Here is a 16,527-nt window from a genome sequence, read left to right on the forward strand (position 1 = left end):
ATCTATGGGGCGGGATCATAACCACCTGGATTCCAGGGGTTGCAACGAATCACCCGCTTTATGCTTAACCAAGTACCACACCAAGCACCATGTTTAGAGATAACCTCACGAGCATATTGAGAACAACTTGGAGTAAAACGACAGGTCGGAGGCATGAACGGGCTCAATAAATATTGATATAAATCAATCAACCTGATTAAGAGTTGTCGCATCACATACGGACAGATTGAAATAACTGTAATAACGCTAACCGTCCTTCAGCCGAAGTTTCAGAATTAAATTGTCGCTTAGCCCGCACCACTACATCAACCGAATGTTCGACTGAGAAATTAAGTCTAAATATATTTCGAATCATGCGTTTTGCGAAATTTCTAGATACTGCCTTTGGCATGCTTCTTTTGCTGGCTATTACCCCAAGACGGGAATAACCATCCTCATTTTTTCGTATATAGACTGTAAACCATTTATTCGTCAAACAATCGGCACGAAGCGCCAACTCAAATTCTATCGGTTGCTTTAACCGGCGGCATGAAGGTAAAGTTTGTTTGGTATTAAACTGCAAGGCGTGTACGGCCCTTAGCTCTTCGAGCTGCTATAACGGCCCTTCCTCCCTTAGTTTTCATGCGAACCAGAAATCCATGAGTCCGTTTCCTTTTAGTGACAGACGGTTGATATGTACGTTTCATTGTTAATACCTCTAATTAATAATTAATACTTTAAAACCCGCTATTACATTATTTACAGGGGTTCATGTCAAGCTTATTTTAATTATAATGTAACAGGCATGATAAATTACCTATACTTTTAGCGTATGATTTATCTGAATTCAATTAGTCTAAAAATATGAGCAGTGGCTAATTTCAGAATTTCTCTCAATAGCTTATCTAACAGTAAATAATTTTTTTACCTTCCATGTAGTAGAATGTTCGAAGATTTTTTTGCATTGTCATTTTAAAATTATGCGAGACAAAACATTATGCGAGACAAAACATTATGGGATTCTTGTCTTCTTTTTTTTTGAAGGTACGCTTACCTCACAACAATTTAATTCTTGGATTAAACCTCTGAATTTTGAAATTCACGGCAATCAAATTACCTTGACCGCACCTAATAGTTTTACGTTAAAAATTGTACAGGAACGGTTTTTACCAGAAATTTCCAAGCAAGCAGAATTATTCCTTTCATATCCACCAAATTTTGAGTTACGCATAGGAGAAAAACCTCTCAATTCATCTCCCTCAACATTACCCGTTGCTATAACAAATATTGTCCCATCCGTATCACAACTCACACTCAATAAACACAAAAATCAAAATAAACTTAATCCTTTATTATCTTTCGAAAACTTTGTTACCGGTAAGGCAAATCAATTAGCTCATGCAGCAGCAATACAAGTTGCTGAAACGCCTGGCACCACATATAACCCATTATTTATTTACGGTGGAGTCGGATTAGGGAAAACTCATTTAATTCAAGCTATTGGGAATCATATTAAACTCGAAAATGCACAGGCAAAAATTTGCTATGTTCATGCTACAAATTATATTTCAGATGTTGTGCGTGCCTTTCAAACTAAGAAATTTGATGAATTCAAGCAGTTTTACAACTCATTAGATTTACTATTGATTGATGATATTCAATTCATTGCTGATAAAACTGGAACTCAGCAGGAATTTTTCTATACTCTTAATTCATTGATTGATGGACATAAACAAGTTGTAATTACCTGCGACACCTTCCCTAAAGAAATTTCTGGAATGACGCCCCGACTTACTTCTCGGTTCAGCTGGGGATTAACAGTAGCTGTTGAACCACCTGGTTTGGAAATGCGAGTAGCAATTTTGCTACAGAAAGCTGCTATTTCTAACAATCCTATCAGTGAAGATGTTGCTTTTTTTATTGCCAAACATATTCGTTCTAATATCCGTGAATTAGAGGGTGCACTTAAACGCATCGATGCTTATTCTCGATTTCACAAACGCACCATCTCTGTAGAACTTGCAAAGGAAGCACTTAAAGACTTACTAGCTTCTCAAAATAAACAGATTTCCATAGAAAATATTCAAAAAACTGTGGCTGATTTTTACCGTATCAAGGTTACTGATCTTCTTTCCAAAAAACGTACACGTTTAATTGCCAGACCTCGACAAATCGCAATGTGTTTAGCAAGAGAATTAACACAATTAAGTTTGCCTGAAATTGGAACCGCTTTTGGAGGACGTGACCACACAACGGTTATGTATGCATGTAAAACCATTGAAAGCTTACGCAATCTGGATTCATCTCTTAATGCAGATTTTAATTTACTTAATCAAACATTACGAAATTAATATTCTTAAGTAAATTTAGTTAACATTAGTATTTATATTTTGTGAATAACTATTCTAAAAAATATTTTTTAAAAAACTATACACAAAAATTACATTATCCAAATGTACATTTATCCACATCTTTTTATAAACTCTAATATGTTAAAAACAAATAAAAATACCAAGTTATTCACTATATATAATATCTATTATTGTTATTATTAAGGATATATAAGAATGTTTATTGAAAAGATTGAAAAAGACCATTTATTAAATCCACTTCAGAAAATTATTGGAATAGTAGAACGTAAGCAACCTCTTCCTATACTGTCAAACGTACTAATTCAAAAAACTGGTTCAAATATACATTTTGTAGCGACTGATCTTGAAATTCAAATTACAACGCAACTTACTGATGTAAATCAAACAGGCTCGGATACAGCAATTACTGTAGCTGCTAAAAAATTACAAGAAATCCTGAAGGTTTTACCTGAAGGAAGTAAAGTTACATTAGACGTTCATGAAAGTCGTCTTTTAGTAAAAGTAAATAAAAGTAAATTTACTTTACAAACTTTACCAGCTCAAGATTTTCCAAAAGTTTCGGAACAATTAGAGCAAGCCGTAAAAATTCAAATTGAACAGGATAAACTTAAAAAATTGTTGGGTATGGTTCAATATGCCATGGCACAACAAGATATTCGTTATTATTTAAATGGTGTTTTATTAGTTATTGATGGTCATTTTTTAAAACTAATAGCAACAGATGGACATCGTCTCGCTTATGTTATTACTAGGCTTGATCAAGAATATCCCAAACGTGAAATTATTCTACCTAGAAAAACAGTTAATGAATTAATTAAACTTTTAGTTGAGACAGAAGAAAAAATAACATTTGAATTAGCTGAAAATCAAGTCCGTATGATTTTTTCAAATATTATTTTAATTTCTAAGGTAATTGATGGAAAATTTCCAGATTATGAACGTGTTATTCCTAATTATACTAATCAACTTACATTAAATAGAATTGAAATATTACAAGCATTACAACGAGCAGCAATTTTATCTAATGAAAAATTCAGGGGTGTACGCTTTGTACTGACAGAAAAAAATCTGCGAATTATAAGTAATAATAGTGAGCAAGAAGAAGCGCAGGAGGATATGGAAATAGACTATCAAGGAATTGCACTTGATGTTGGTTTCAACGTTAATTATTTAATGGATGGATTAAATAATGCTGCTACACAAACGGTCATATTCTCATTCGGTGATGCAAATAGTAGTATTTTAATTACTATTCCAGGTAATGAAGAATTTAAATATGTGGTTATGCCAATGCGTATTTAATAACATTTATACTTAATCGCCTTCTAAAACTTAACTTTAGTATTTAAAAATATCATTTGGAATAAGTAATATTTATAAATGCATTCTCAATGTTTCACGTGAAACAAATGAAAGAAAATAATGAATGAATATAATTCCACCAGTATCAAAGTTCTCAAGGGACTGGAAGCAGTTAGAAAACGTCCAGGCATGTATATTGGAGATACTAATGATGGCAGTGGCTTACATCATATGGTTTTTGAGGCAGTTGATAATGCCGTGGATGAAGCATTAGCAGGTTATTGCAACGAAATATCAGTAATTATTCATCCAGATAATTCGATTAGCGTGACAGATAATGGACGTGGTATTCCAACAGATATTCATGAAGAAGAAAATCGTTCTGCAGCAGAAGTAATCATGACGGTGTTACATGCCGGTGGTAAGTTTGATGGAAACTCTTATAAGGTTTCAGGCGGCTTACATGGAGTAGGGGTTTCGGTAGTAAATGCATTATCTGAATGGTTACGATTGACTATCTATAGAGACAGTAAAACCCATTTTATGGAATTCAATTCAGGAGAACCAGTTGCATCGCTTAAGGTAATAGGAGAGACAAATAAACGCGGTACAGAAATACATTTTTTGCCTAGCAAGGAAATTTTCGGGTTAATCGAATTTCATTTTGATATTTTAGCTAAACGTCTTCGCGAACTGTCTTTCTTAAATAATGGCGTGAAGGTTTCCTTGATAGATAAACGAAATGGTAAAGAAGAACTTTTTGCATTCATAGGCGGAGTAAAAGGCTTTGTAGAGTACATGAATAGAAACAGGAGTGTGCTACATAAAAATATCTTTTATACCCTTGTTGAAAGAGAAGGAATAACAGCTGAAATTGCCATGCAATGGAATGATTCTTATCAGGAAACTGTGCAATGTTTTACTAACAATATTCCGCAGCGTGATGGAGGTACACATCTGACCGCAATGCGTACCGCAATGACTCGTACTTTGAATCAGTACATTGAATCTGAAGAAATTGCTAAAAAAGCCAAGGTTGAAACAACTGGCGATGATATGCGTGAAGGATTAACCGCGATACTTTCGGTAAAACTTCCTGACCCCAAATTTTCTTCGCAAACTAAAGATAAGTTAGTTTCTTCTGAAATTCGCCCAATTGTCGAAGAGGTCGTTAGTCAACAATTGATGGCATTTTTGCTAGAAAACCCAAATGATGCAAAAGTAATTGTTGGAAAAATTGTAGAAGCTGCGCGTGCCAGAGAAGCTGCACGTAAAGCTCGTGAATTAACTCGTCGTAAAGGGGTGTTGGATGGTATGGGGTTACCGGGTAAGTTAGCCGATTGCCAAGAAAAAGATCCGGCACAATCAGAGTTATATCTAGTTGAGGGTGATTCTGCCGGGGGCTCGGCAAAACAAGGACGAGACCGTAAGTTTCAGGCTATCTTGCCGCTTAAAGGTAAAATTTTAAATGTTGAAAGAGCGCGTTTTGAAAAAATTATTTCATCGCAGGAAATCGCCACTCTGATCACGGTTTTAGGTACGGGTATTGGTCGGGATGAGTACAATCCGGACAAGTTGCGTTATCACCGGATCATCGTGATGACAGATGCTGATGTAGATGGCTCACATATACGCACCTTGTTATTAACATTTTTCTACCGCCAAATGCCAGAGTTAGTTGAGCGCGGCCATGTTTATATTGCACAACCGCCGTTATATAAAGTCAAACAAGGCAAGGAAGAACGTTATTTAAAAGACGATCATGAAATGAAAACTTTTATGCTTCGTTCCGCCCTGGTTAATGCCGAGCTACATACTGATCAAGATTCACCAGCACTGAAAGTTGAAACGCTTGAGCACCTGGCAAAGGAATATTTCCTTGCGGAAGCCATCATCGATCGCTTATCCCGGGTTATCGCAAAGGAAGCCTTGCATGCAATGCTCAAGCAGCCAGATATTCAATTGGATAATGCGGAACAGGCAGAACAAAGTGCGATAAGCCTGCAACAGGTTTGTGGTCCAGAAATAATTGTTAAAGCGGATATTAATCCAGCCAATGATGAAAATCGTTTACGTTTGGAAAAACATTTACATGGTAATTATTCCGTAAGTTACATTGAGCCGAGTTTTCTGCTAAGCGGTGATTACACCCAAATTAAACAAACAGCACTCGCTTTAAATGGATTGTTGAGCAAAAACGCATACATCAAGCGAGGAGAACAGCGTAAACCTGTAGCCGACTTCAAGCAGACCATTGAATGGTTGCTGGAAGAAGCTAAACGTGGAGTTAGTATTCAGCGCTATAAAGGGTTGGGAGAAATGAATCCAGAACAGCTGTGGGAAACCACCATGGATATAAAAAACCGGATCTTGTTGCGCGTACAAATTGAAGACATGATTTCAGCAGATGAAACTTTTACAACTTTGATGGGAGATATAGTGGAGCCTCGTCGTGCCTTTATTGAAGAGAATGCTCTGGGAGTTAAAAATCTTGATGTATAGAAAACCTGATTAGTTACATGCCTCAGCTGCCCGAATGGCAGCTTCAGGGCATGGGGTTGTATTCGCCGCAGCGCGAACGAGGCGCTTGAGGATGGTGCCAAGATCGAAGCGGCGGTTAAAACGGTACTGAACCTCGGCCAGGTAACGGTCTGCGTATTGACGGAAGTCGAAAGCATGGTAGGTTCCACTGATAGCTGTTTTCAGGTTGCTCAGCACGGTATTCACGGCGCGGAATGCCGGGTGTTGTGCCACTTCCCGACCCGTGCCCCCGTTCATAATAATGGCGGAGTGCGTAGCGCCGCTGGCAGCGACACCCCGAAAACATCCCAATCCGTCGGACAGCACTTGAGCGGAAGGTGCCAGCACCTTCTGGGCCCAAGCTTCGATGGCTTTCCTGGTGAACGGAATGTGGACGAAGCAGGCTACGACCGGCTTGCCGTCCTCTGTAGTCTGCACAGCCGCAACGAAGGAGGCTTTGTTTTCGGAACCTCGACCGCGCTTACCCGGGCGCTCGCCGCCCAGGTAGGAGTCGTCAATTTCGACTCGCCCTTCGAGGACACGGGAGGATTCACGCTCAGTCATGACTTGCAGCAGCTTGAGTTTCATCAGCCAGGCGGTCTTGTAGCTCACACCCAGATGGCGCATGAGTTCCAGCGCGGCAACCTTGTTTTTCGCTTGGGTCAGCAAGTGCATCGCCAGAAACCAGAGCGTCAGCGGCAGCTTAGTCGCTTGGACGATCGTACCGGCAGTGACCATCGTCTGGTAGCGGCACGCTTGGCACTGCCAGTGCTGCCTGCCGTCGTGGATGAAGGTGCTGTGATGGGTTTCTCCGCAATGCGGGCAGACAAAGCCCTCTGGCCAGCGTGACGCCAACAGCGCCACGTGACATTGCTCCACCCTCCCGTACTGCTTCAGAAACTCAGACATCGACAGACCCTTTTGAAACTGAACTCGGTTCATTGCCATGACGCATTTCCTTCGGTAGATGTGCCTATTATTCGCCCCTCAGTGGCTCACCACATGAGCCTGTACGTAAAAAATAGCACCTAACTGAGGCATGTAACTAATCAGGTAGAATAATGCGGTTAACCTAGAGAATTTAAGTGTACAGCTATAAAATTGCGACAAATTCCGCCAAGCTCAAATATTTTTTGATCCGGGAATTTTTCCTACCGGGGGTTAAGTTTGCGCAGCACCTCCACTAAAGCCGTGTCTACCATCTGGTCTGCATGAGCCGCATAGCCTTGCCAGTTGCTCGTGAAATCCGTTAAACACCGTTCCAATCAGTTTCAGGTCTCTTAGAACGTGTTTACGATCTTCTGAGCAGCAGCCCCAGAAAGATGGATGAACTGCAGGCTGGTGTTGAGCTTTCGCTCGCAGTTCTTCCACAGCCTCCTATTCTTCTCCAGCCAGGCAAAGCTGCGCTCCGCCACTCAGCGCTTGGGAATCACCGCGAACTTGTGCAGTTCACTGCGCTTGGCAATCTGCACCGTGACAGCCTGACCCAGTATCTCCTGCACGCCTTGCGCGAAGGGCTGGCCCATATAACCGCTGTCGGCCAACACGCTTTGAATCTTGCTCAGATTCGCCTTGCAATGGCGTATCGCCTGTAGTGCACCTTTGCGATCCGTTACTTCGGCAGTGGTGACGGCAACGGCATGGGGCAGCCCCTGCGTGTCCACTGCAATGTGGCGCTTGATGCCTGAGACTTTTTTGCCCGCGTCATAGCCCTTGCTCCCGGCTGTGTCCGTGTTCTTCACGCTCTGCGCGTCCACAATCAATAGTGTGGGCATGGCGCTGCGCACCTGTTTCTTGCAGGCCGCGCCAACCTGATTTTTTTAAAGCCCGCTCCAGCACACTGATATCGTGCTCGTCGGGCTTGCTCCACTTGGCAAAGTAGGCGTACACCGTCTGCCATTTCGGAAACTCACTGGGCAGAAATCTCCATTGGCAGCCCGTGCGCAGTACATACAACACCGCACAAAACACTTCGTACAAATCCACCGTCGTGGGCTTGGTACGTCGACGCACGCTAGCCAGCAGTGGCTCTATCTCCGCAAATTTTTCCCGACTGATGTCGCTGGCGTATTTCTTCTCTCTCATACCTATAGTTTAAGGGAGGTTCCTCAGATCGTAAACACGTTCTTAGGAAAATACAGTTAGACTTCCCGTCAATATTGGGGAATTGTTGTTTGCTTTAACCGTCATCGCGAACCGCTGCAAAAACACATTAATGGAAAATCTGGGTTATACCAGACAAATCATGTACCAAACGTCTTGACAGTTTCTTGCACGCTACATCTCTAGTTCTAATGTTGCGATTAAGCGATAGCATGGTTTAGAATGCCCATCTACCGGACAATCAAGGTGTTGATACGTGTCATCTCAAGCGCTGGTCGAAATTCGCGACGTCAATTTTGGCTATGACAGCCGCCCTATACTAAAAGGTGTCAATCTCACTTTTCCCAAGGGCAAGGTGATCGCTGTTATGGGTGGCAGCGGTTGCGGCAAGACTACCTTATTACGGCTTATCGGCGGTGCGCTCAAACCAAGTAACGGCTATGTGAAAGTTGATGGACAGGTGATACATGAGCTTGATCATGACGGTTTGTTTCGCATGCGCCGCAGGATGGGCATGCTGTTCCAGTTTGGCGCGTTATTCACGGATATGTCGGTGTATGACAATGTGGCGTTTCAGATGCGCGAGCATACTGATCTACCGGAAGAAATTATCCGGGATTTAGTGCTGATGAAGTTACATGCGGTGGGGTTGCGCGGCACACATCATCTGATGCCTGCCGAGCTTTCAGGTGGTATGGCGCGACGCGTGGCGCTGGCGCGTACGGTGGCGCTGGATCCCATGTTGATCATGTACGACGAGCCATTTGCCGGGCTGGATCCCATCTCACTTTCCGTGGTGGGTAATCTTATTCGTCGCTTGAACGATGCGTTGGGTGCGACTTCGGTCGTGGTCACGCATGATGTGCAGGAATCGCTCAAGATTGTCGACTATATTTATTTTATTGCTGATGGGGTGGTTGTTGCAGAAGGGACTCCGGCCGAAATCAGCACTTCCGATAAACCGTTCGTGCATCAATTCGTGCATGGCGAAATGGATGGCCCGGTTCCATTCCATTATCCTTCCAGTGATTACGGGCAAGATTTAAATTTGCGGCCATCGCCATGATTGTCGTTGAAAGTATGAGGTCCATAGGGCGCCGTGTTGTAAATGCTGTATGGCGCACGGGATATGCCACCCGCTTTTTCTTGCTGATTCTGTTTTATTCTGGGGTCAGCTTCCGACGCTTCCACTTGATCATCAAGGAGTTATTCTCTAGTGGAGTGATGTCGCTGATTATAATTTTAGTGGCGGGCATGTTTGTCGGCATGGTATTGGGGTTGCAAGGCTATGAGACACTCAAACGTTACGGCTCAGAATCTGCACTGGGGTCGCTTGTAGCACTGAGTTTGGTGCGCGAATTGGGGCCGGTGCTGGCTGCTCTGCTGTTTGCAAGTCGTGCTGGTTCGGCGATGACTGCGGAGATTGGTTTGATGAAGGCTACCGAGCAGATATCCGCGATGGAGATGATGGCGATTAACCCGATGGCGCGCGTGGTTGCGCCTCGTTTTTGGGCTGGAGTCATTTCTATGCCGCTGCTGTCGGCGTTATTTTCTGCCATGGGTATATTTGGTGGCTATGTGGTGGGTGTGGTGCTGATCGGCGTGGATCAAGGTTCATTCTGGTCGCAAATGCAGGCTGCGGTCGATTTTCAGTACGACATACTTAACGGTATGATTAAGAGTGTCGTATTTGGGGTGGCGGTGACCGCAATCGCATTGTTCGAAGGCTATGATGCACCGCCTACCGCAGAAGGCGTGTCCGGTGCGACCACACGCACAGTCGTTGAGTCGTCACTGGCAGTTTTGTTTTTGGATTTTATTTTGACTGCATTTATGTTTCAAGGGGGTTAGTATGAAACGCACCACGCTGGATTTATGGGTCGGCATATTTGTCGTGGCTGGTTTAGCGGCGCTGGCAGTGTTAGCGCTGAAGGTGGGGAACCTGAGTACGTACAACATGTCCGAGACATATGAGTTGCAGGCTTATTTTTCTAACATCGGTGGCCTCAAATCCCAGGCATCCATCAAAAGTTCTGGAGTACTCATTGGACGGGTGGCTCAGATCAGCCTGGATCCCAAGCGCTATGAAGCTAAAGTGACAATGACTATAGACAAGCGTTACCAGTTTCCCAAAGATACATTCGCTAATATTCTGACTTCAGGATTATTAGGTGAGCAGTACATCGGTTTTATCCCGGGTGGTGAGGAAGAATTTTTGAAGGCAGGCGACGAAATCAAGAAAACACAGTCTGCCGTAGTCCTGGAGGATTTAATTGGCAGGTTCTTATACAGCAAGGCTGAAGATTCCAGATAACTTAATAAATAAATTACTAAAGGTATATATGAACAAAATAATTGCACTGTGGGTGGGAGTATTGCTGGCGTGCGTGTCACTGGGCGTGCGTGCGGATACGCCAGAACCGGAAGCGTTAATCAGAAACACCGTGGATGAAGTGCTGGCCATTGTTAAGCGGGACAAGGATATTCAGAGTGGTAATACAAAAAAAGTTAATGAATTGGTGGATGCCAAAGTACTGCCGCATTTTAATTTTACTCATATGACCAGACTTGCCGTAGGCAAGAACTGGCGTAATGCTACGCCAGAACAGAAAAAAGTCTTGGAAATCGAGTTTCGCAATTTGCTGGTGCGTACTTACACAACTGCATTCACTACCTACCAGAATCAGGAAGTTGAAGTGAAGTCGCTCAAAATGACAAATGATGCCACTGAAGTGACTATAAAAACTTTTATTCTTAACAAAGGTAAACCCCCTCTGCCCGTAAATTATGATATGGAAAAGACGGCTAATGGTTGGAAGGTATATGACCTATCGATTGAAGGCGTGAGTCTGGTAACTAATTATCGCGGTACCTTCGCTGAGCAGATTCAGAAGAGCGGCATTGATGGATTGATTAAAATGTTAGTGGAAAAAAATCAGGCGCAGACCGGCACAATGTCGTCTAAGGCGACGTCCAAGTGATTGATCATGACGGTGGCCGTATGCAAGTAACGAGTCATCTGACCATTGAAACGGTTACATCCCTGTTCAAAAATGGTTTGCCAGTTTCTGGAGAAACATCGCTGGTAGTTGACTTGGCTAAGGTAGAGACGGTGGATTCTGCTGCGGTCAGTTTGTTGCTGGCTTGGCTACGCGAGGCGCAACGGAGTAGTGTGAAACTGTATTTTGCTCATATTCCAGAGAATTTATTAAGCTTGGCTCGTTTATATGGCGTGGCGGACATGCTGCCGCTATGCGGTAATGATTCCGTGCAGCCTTGATCCATTCAATTTGATGCCACCTGCTATTGATGTACGCCAAGTACGCAAGCGCTATGGTCAATTACAAGCATTGGATGGCGTGGATTTGCGTATTGAGCAGGGTGAGTTCGTCGGTTTACTTGGCCCCAACGGTGCGGGTAAAACCACGCTGATTAACCTGCTGGCCGGACTTGCGTTACCAGATGATGGGCAACTTTCCATACTGGGATACGATGTAGTCAAGCAATACCGTGCTAGCCGTCGCGTGTTGGGTGTGGTGCCGCAAGAATTGGCCTTTGATCCTTTTTTCACAGTGCGCGAAACGCTGCGTTTGCAGTCTGGTTTTTTTGGATTGCGTCGTAACGACAGCTGGATCAATGAGGTAATGCACCACTTGGATTTGACCGGTAAAGCCGATACCAATATGCGCCGCCTGTCCGGTGGTATGAAGCGCCGTGTCTTGGTGGCGCAGGCCCTGGTGCATAAGCCGCCCGTTATTGTGTTGGATGAACCGACTGCCGGGGTGGACGTGGAACTGCGTCAATCGTTATGGCGCTTTATTCAGCAGCTTAACCGCGAGGGGCATACCATTCTGCTAACGACCCATTATCTGGAAGAAGCGGAAGCTTTGTGCACACGGATTGCCATGCTCAAGCATGGTCGGATTGTAGCGTTGGATAGCACACAAAATTTACTTAGTAGTTTGGCCGGTTGTCGCGTCAGACTGAAACTAGCGGGTTGTCTACCTGCTACATTGCTGCTGCACGTGCTCGAACAGACGGACAGCGATTACCTGTTGACTTTGCCAACCTATCAAGCATTGGAGTCAGTGCTGACGGAACTGCGTGTGGCTGGGGTTGCAGTGCAGGAGATGACCTTGCAGCAGCCTGATCTGGAAGAAGTCTTCCTGCGTTTGGTGGGGCGGACCGTGCAGTGAGGCGGGCATGTTGAGTTTTTACAGTCTGCTCTACAAGGAGGTGTTCCGTGTGTGGAAGGTAGGCTTCCAGACCGTACTGGCCCCCGTGTTGACCGCATTGCTCTATCTGCTGATTTTTTCGCATGTGCTGGCACAGCATGTCGAGGTGTATCCGGGGGTGCATTACACTGCCTTCCTGATCCCGGGACTGATGATGATGGCAATGCTGCAGAACGCTTTTGCTAATAGCTCTTCCAGTCTGATTCAGTCCAAGATTACTGGCAATATCGTGTTCGTGCTGTTGGCGCCGATTGCTTATTGGGAATTCTTTGCGGCATATGTGTTCGCTTCCATGCTGCGGGGGTTGGTGGTTGGCATAGGCGTATATTTGGTCGCACTGTGGTTTGCCCAGCCACCGTTACAGTTTCCAATCTGGATTATATTGTTCGCCGTTCTGGGTAGCGCGATGCTTGGTTCACTGGGGGTGGTGGCCGGGATGTGGGCAGAAAAATTCGATCAACTCGCAGGATTTCAGAATTTCATTATCATGCCGTTGACGTTTTTATCCGGCGTATTCTATTCCATTCATTCGCTACCGCCATTCTGGCAGGAGTTGTCGCGCTTTAACCCGTTTTTTTATGTGATAGATGGTTTTCGTTATGGATTTTTCGGCGTATCAGATATTTCTCCTTGGGTGAATTTGATGGTGGCGGGCGGGTGCATGCTGGGTTTGACGTTGTTGTCTTTGGCGTTGTTAAAGTCCGGATATAAGTTGCGCTACTGACATAATATTTAAAGATATGGCAAGAATACATTAAGATGGAATTGAGATTTTTAAAGATGCCAATATGCAAAAATTAGTGATACAAGGTGGCATTCCATTGCGCGGCGAAGTGCGTATTTCCGGTGCCAAGAACGCGGCATTGCCTATGATGTGCGCCAGCCTGTTGACGAGTGATGTCTTGCAGTTAAGTAACATGCCGGATTTGCACGATATCGCAACCATGCGTAAATTGTTGGAGCAGATGGGCGTGAAGGCTGCTGTGCAAGGTGACGAGATGACGTTGCATGGTGCGCAAGTGGATAAGCTGGAAGCGCCTTATGACATGGTAAAGACCATGCGCGCCGCAGTGCTAGTATTAGGCCCTCTGGTGGCACGCTTCGGCGAGGCGCGCGTCTCAATGCCGGGTGGTTGCGCCATTGGTTCGCGTCCCGTCGATATTCACATCAAGGGCCTGCAGGCAATGGGTGCTCAAATTTACATTGAGCATGGCTACATTCATGCGCAGGCAAAACGCCTTAAAGGCGCACGAATTTTATTCGACATCGTCAGTGTGACCAGCACTGAAAATCTGATGATGGCTGCTGCTTTGGCGGAAGGGGTAACGGTGCTGGAAAATGCGGCGCGCGAACCGGAGGTGGTGGATTTGGCGCATTGCCTGATTGCAATGGGTGCGAAAATAGAGGGGGCAGGCAGCCACACAATTGTCATAACGGGTGTGGAAAAATTGCACGGTGCAGCCCACCGTATCATGCCGGATCGTATCGAGAGTGGGACTTTTCTGGTGGCGGCAGCGGCAACGGGCGGTAGCATCGTGTTACGCGATACGCGAGCGGATATCCTCGATTCCGTGCTGGAAAAACTTATCGAAGCCGGTGCGTGCATCCGTAGCGATAGTGAGAGTATCCACTTGGACATGACGGGTCGGCCCAGATCGGTGAACGTGCGTACTGCGCCGTATCCCGCATTCCCTACGGATATGCAAGCACAATTTATGGCGTTGAATGTTATTGCAGATGGCAGCGCGATGGTAGTGGAAACGATTTTTGAAAATCGTTTTATGCATGTGCAAGAATTGCGCCGTCTGGGTGCAAGGATAGACGTAGAAGGTAATACTGCCTTGGTTCATGGGGTTGATCATCTGGAAGGTGCAACGGTGATGGCAACGGATTTGCGTGCATCGGCTTGCCTGGTTATTGCCGGATTGGTGGCGCAGGGCGAAACCGTGATTGATCGTATTTATCATTTGGATCGTGGTTATGAACACATAGAAATAAAACTGTCGCAACTCGGAGCGAACATATTTCGCATTAAATAAATGAAAGATACCGCATGATTACCATCGCCTTATCCAAAGGGCGCATTTTTGAAGAGACCTTGCCGTTGTTGCAGGCGGCGGGCATTACGCCGATGGAAGCGCCGGAGCCTACGCGCAAGTTGATTTTATCCACCAATCGTGCCGACGTACGTTTGATTATTGTGCGTGCTTCCGATGTGCCGACCTATGTGCAATACGGAGCTGCTGATTTGGGGATCGCGGGCAAGGATGTCCTTGATGAGCATGGTGGCATCGGTTTGTACCAGCCGCTGGATTTGAATATTGCGCGTTGCCGCATGATGGTGGCAGTAAGGAATGATTTTGATTATGACTCCGCAGTGCGTCAGGGCGCGCGCCTGCGTGTGGCGACCAAATACGTACAGACCGCACGCGAGCATTTTGCGGCTAAAGGTGTGCATGTGGATTTGATTAAATTATATGGCTCGATGGAGCTGGCGCCACTGGTCGGTTTGTCAGATGCAATCGTGGACTTGGTCAGTAGTGGCAATACATTGAAGGCCAATCATCTTAAGGCGGTAGAAGAGGTTTCTGCAATTTCTTCGCGTCTGGTGGTGAATCAGGCCTCACTTAAACTCAAACATGCGGCTATTCAGCCTATGCTGGATGCGTTTTCCTTGGCGGTAGTTCAATGAATATCAGACGGCTTTCTACTCGGCAGCCAGATTTCAATTCGCAACTGGATAGACTGCTGGCTTTCGAAGCGACTCAGGATGACCAGCTGGACGCGATTGTCGCGGCTATTCTGGCGGATGTGCGCACACGCGGCGATGTCGCCCTGCTTGAATATACCCGACGCTTTGATCGCATGGAAGTACATGATGGTGCTGCACTGGAACTGCCTCCTGCTGTGTTGCGTACCGCCTTCGAGGGGTTGCGCGCCGCACAGCGCGCCGCTCTGGAGCAGGCCGCACAGCGCGTTACCACTTACCATCAAAAGCAGTTACAAGCTTCATGGAGCTATACTGAGGCGGATGGCACGCTGCTTGGCCAGCAGATTACGCCATTGGATAGGGTTGGTCTGTATGTGCCGGGCGGCAAAGCTGCCTATCCCTCTTCAGTGCTGATGAATGCGCTACCGGCGAAAGTGGCTGGGGTGGGCGAACTCATTATGGTAGTGCCGACACCAGATGGAGTGCGAAATGCGTTGGTGTTGGCAGCAGCCCATCTGGCCGGGGTAGATCGGGTCTTCACCATTGGCGGAGCGCAAGCGATTGCTGCGCTGGCCTATGGCACGGCAACCGTGCCGCGGGTAGATAAAATCGTCGGCCCCGGCAACGCTTACGTGGCCGCCGCCAAGCGCCGCGTATTTGGCGTGGTTGGTATTGATATGGTGGCAGGCCCATCAGAGATTCTGGTGATCTGCGATGGACAAACCGACCCGGACTGGATTGCGATGGATCTATTTTCTCAAGCAGAGCACGATGAATTGGCGCAGGCCATCCTGTTGACACCGGATGCGGCTTTCGCCACAGCCGTGGCGCAAAGTGCAGATCGTCTACTGGCGCAGATGCCGCGCCGTGACATCATACGCACTGCATTAGAGAACCGCGGTGCTTTGATTGATGTGACTGACTTGGATGAGGCTTGTGTTATCAGTAACCGTATAGCACCGGAGCATCTGGAGCTTTCAGTGGCCGATCCCCAGCAATGGCTGCCAAAAATCAAGCATGCCGGGGCAATTTTCCTGGGTTGTTACACGTCCGAGTCGCTTGGTGATTATTGCGCTGGTCCTAATCATGTCCTGCCGACCTCTGGCACGGCACGTTTTTCTTCCCCATTGGGGGTGTATGACTTTCAGAAACGCAGCAGTTTGATTCAAGTATCCGCGCAGGGTGCAGGGATGCTGGGCGAAATTGCAGAAGTGCTGGCGCTTGGTGAGGGCTTGCATGCACATGCGCAGTCTGCCCGGTTCAGAATGGGTTCGTGAACTTGTTGAGAGCAAGTCGCCTCATTTGA

At 45.7% G+C, this 16,527-nt stretch carries 17 protein-coding genes and 1 pseudogene; 13 read left to right on the top strand and 5 right to left on the bottom strand.

Features of this window, described 5'->3' with window-relative positions; translation table 11 throughout:
* Window positions 1–2: 2 nt before the first annotated feature.
* Genes yidD through rpmH form a run of 3 tightly spaced genes read right to left on the bottom strand, consistent with a single transcriptional unit; the run spans window position 3 to window position 686 of the window.
* The gene (yidD, locus tag W01_RS09535; RefSeq protein ID WP_173055894.1) at window positions 3–212 is read right to left on the bottom strand and encodes a membrane protein insertion efficiency factor YidD; all 210 of its coding nucleotides are present in this window, start codon (window positions 210–212) and stop codon (window positions 3–5) included.
* Window positions 212–562: a ribonuclease P protein component gene (gene rnpA / locus W01_RS14715; protein WP_173054165.1), complete on the bottom strand. Its 351-nt coding sequence runs from the start codon at window positions 560–562 to the stop codon at window positions 212–214. Before rnpA ends, yidD begins: the two co-directional genes overlap by 1 nt.
* Entirely contained in the window at window positions 552–686 is a 135-nt protein-coding gene (rpmH, locus tag W01_RS09545; RefSeq protein ID WP_173054167.1) for a 50S ribosomal protein L34, read from the bottom strand. Before rpmH ends, rnpA begins: the two co-directional genes overlap by 11 nt.
* 273 nt (window positions 687–959) lie before the next feature.
* Between rpmH and dnaA the strand changes: the two genes are divergently transcribed.
* The 3 genes from dnaA to gyrB all read left to right on the top strand — a co-directional run bounded on the left by dnaA (window position 960) and on the right by gyrB (window position 6,155).
* Window positions 960–2,330, top strand: a complete 1,371-nt coding sequence (gene dnaA, locus W01_RS09550; RefSeq protein ID WP_173054169.1) for a chromosomal replication initiator protein DnaA — start codon at window positions 960–962, stop codon at window positions 2,328–2,330.
* Between the two features lie 216 nt (window positions 2,331–2,546).
* Window positions 2,547–3,653, top strand: a complete 1,107-nt coding sequence (dnaN, locus tag W01_RS09555) for a DNA polymerase III subunit beta (protein ID WP_173054170.1) — start codon at window positions 2,547–2,549, stop codon at window positions 3,651–3,653.
* 120 nt (window positions 3,654–3,773) lie between these two features.
* Window positions 3,774–6,155 (top strand): DNA topoisomerase (ATP-hydrolyzing) subunit B, encoded by a 2,382-nt coding sequence (gyrB, locus tag W01_RS09560; protein ID WP_173054171.1) that lies wholly within the window; start codon window positions 3,774–3,776, stop codon window positions 6,153–6,155.
* Window positions 6,156–6,164: 9 nt separating this feature from the next.
* Here the strand turns inward: gyrB and W01_RS09565 are convergent, their stop codons facing one another.
* Window positions 6,165–7,121: an IS1595 family transposase gene (locus W01_RS09565; RefSeq protein WP_173054172.1), complete on the bottom strand. Its 957-nt coding sequence runs from the start codon at window positions 7,119–7,121 to the stop codon at window positions 6,165–6,167.
* Window positions 7,122–7,453: 332 nt separating this feature from the next.
* Window positions 7,454–8,258, bottom strand: a pseudogene (locus tag W01_RS09570) (IS5 family transposase).
* 274 nt (window positions 8,259–8,532) lie between these two features.
* Here W01_RS09570 and W01_RS09575 point away from each other — a divergent pair.
* From W01_RS09575 to hisD, 10 genes are all read left to right on the top strand, one after another.
* A complete protein-coding gene (locus W01_RS09575) occupies window positions 8,533–9,342 on the top strand; it encodes an ABC transporter ATP-binding protein (RefSeq protein ID WP_173054173.1) in 810 nt (269 codons plus the stop codon).
* Between the two features lie 14 nt (window positions 9,343–9,356).
* Window positions 9,357–10,127: a lipid asymmetry maintenance ABC transporter permease subunit MlaE gene (mlaE, locus tag W01_RS09580; RefSeq protein ID WP_445082528.1), complete on the top strand. Its 771-nt coding sequence runs from the start codon at window positions 9,357–9,359 to the stop codon at window positions 10,125–10,127.
* Between the two features lies 1 nt (window position 10,128).
* On the top strand, window positions 10,129–10,590 hold the full coding sequence (gene mlaD / locus W01_RS09585; protein WP_173054175.1) for an outer membrane lipid asymmetry maintenance protein MlaD: 462 nt from the start codon (window positions 10,129–10,131) through the stop codon (window positions 10,588–10,590).
* A 28-nt stretch (window positions 10,591–10,618) separates the two neighbouring features.
* The gene (locus W01_RS09590; protein WP_173054176.1) at window positions 10,619–11,257 is read left to right on the top strand and encodes an MlaC/ttg2D family ABC transporter substrate-binding protein; all 639 of its coding nucleotides are present in this window, start codon (window positions 10,619–10,621) and stop codon (window positions 11,255–11,257) included.
* The gene (locus W01_RS09595; RefSeq protein WP_242006929.1) at window positions 11,254–11,556 is read left to right on the top strand and encodes an STAS domain-containing protein; all 303 of its coding nucleotides are present in this window, start codon (window positions 11,254–11,256) and stop codon (window positions 11,554–11,556) included. The genes W01_RS09590 and W01_RS09595 overlap by 4 nt, the downstream gene beginning before the upstream one ends.
* Window positions 11,557–11,569: 13 nt before the next feature.
* A complete protein-coding gene (locus tag W01_RS09600) occupies window positions 11,570–12,472 on the top strand; it encodes an ABC transporter ATP-binding protein (RefSeq protein WP_173055896.1) in 903 nt (300 codons plus the stop codon).
* A 7-nt stretch (window positions 12,473–12,479) separates the two neighbouring features.
* Complete coding sequence (locus W01_RS09605; RefSeq protein WP_173054178.1) at window positions 12,480–13,235, top strand: ABC transporter permease; 756 nt, start codon at window positions 12,480–12,482, stop codon at window positions 13,233–13,235.
* A gap of 64 nt (window positions 13,236–13,299) precedes the next feature.
* Window positions 13,300–14,550, top strand: coding sequence for a UDP-N-acetylglucosamine 1-carboxyvinyltransferase (murA, locus tag W01_RS09610; RefSeq protein ID WP_173054180.1), 1,251 nt, complete (start codon window positions 13,300–13,302; stop codon window positions 14,548–14,550).
* A gap of 14 nt (window positions 14,551–14,564) precedes the next feature.
* Entirely contained in the window at window positions 14,565–15,203 is a 639-nt protein-coding gene (gene hisG, locus W01_RS09615) for an ATP phosphoribosyltransferase (RefSeq protein ID WP_173054182.1), read from the top strand.
* Window positions 15,200–16,498 (top strand): histidinol dehydrogenase, encoded by a 1,299-nt coding sequence (hisD, locus tag W01_RS09620; protein WP_173054184.1) that lies wholly within the window; start codon window positions 15,200–15,202, stop codon window positions 16,496–16,498. The genes hisG and hisD overlap by 4 nt, the downstream gene beginning before the upstream one ends.
* The last annotated feature ends 29 nt before the right edge of the window (window positions 16,499–16,527 follow it).

The organism is Candidatus Nitrotoga sp. AM1P, assembly GCF_013168275.1.
Classification (GTDB): Bacteria; Pseudomonadota; Gammaproteobacteria; order Burkholderiales; family Gallionellaceae; genus Nitrotoga.

Coding starts and splice junctions, on each gene's coding strand:
- murA (WP_173054180.1), top strand. CDS start 13,300: ATGCAAAAATTAGTGATACAAGGTGGCATTCCATTGCGCGGCGAAGTG.
- gyrB (WP_173054171.1), top strand. CDS start 3,774: ATGAATGAATATAATTCCACCAGTATCAAAGTTCTCAAGGGACTGGAA.
- W01_RS09590 (WP_173054176.1), top strand. CDS start 10,619: ATGAACAAAATAATTGCACTGTGGGTGGGAGTATTGCTGGCGTGCGTG.
- W01_RS09565 (WP_173054172.1), bottom strand. CDS start 7,121: ATGGCAATGAACCGAGTTCAGTTTCAAAAGGGTCTGTCGATGTCTGAG.
- hisD (WP_173054184.1), top strand. CDS start 15,200: ATGAATATCAGACGGCTTTCTACTCGGCAGCCAGATTTCAATTCGCAA.
- mlaE (WP_445082528.1), top strand. CDS start 9,357: ATGAGGTCCATAGGGCGCCGTGTTGTAAATGCTGTATGGCGCACGGGA.
- hisG (WP_173054182.1), top strand. CDS start 14,565: ATGATTACCATCGCCTTATCCAAAGGGCGCATTTTTGAAGAGACCTTG.
- rpmH (WP_173054167.1), bottom strand. CDS start 686: ATGAAACGTACATATCAACCGTCTGTCACTAAAAGGAAACGGACTCAT.
- W01_RS09600 (WP_173055896.1), top strand. CDS start 11,570: ATGCCACCTGCTATTGATGTACGCCAAGTACGCAAGCGCTATGGTCAA.
- mlaD (WP_173054175.1), top strand. CDS start 10,129: ATGAAACGCACCACGCTGGATTTATGGGTCGGCATATTTGTCGTGGCT.
- yidD (WP_173055894.1), bottom strand. CDS start 212: ATGCGACAACTCTTAATCAGGTTGATTGATTTATATCAATATTTATTG.
- W01_RS09605 (WP_173054178.1), top strand. CDS start 12,480: ATGTTGAGTTTTTACAGTCTGCTCTACAAGGAGGTGTTCCGTGTGTGG.
- dnaN (WP_173054170.1), top strand. CDS start 2,547: ATGTTTATTGAAAAGATTGAAAAAGACCATTTATTAAATCCACTTCAG.
- dnaA (WP_173054169.1), top strand. CDS start 960: ATGCGAGACAAAACATTATGCGAGACAAAACATTATGGGATTCTTGTC.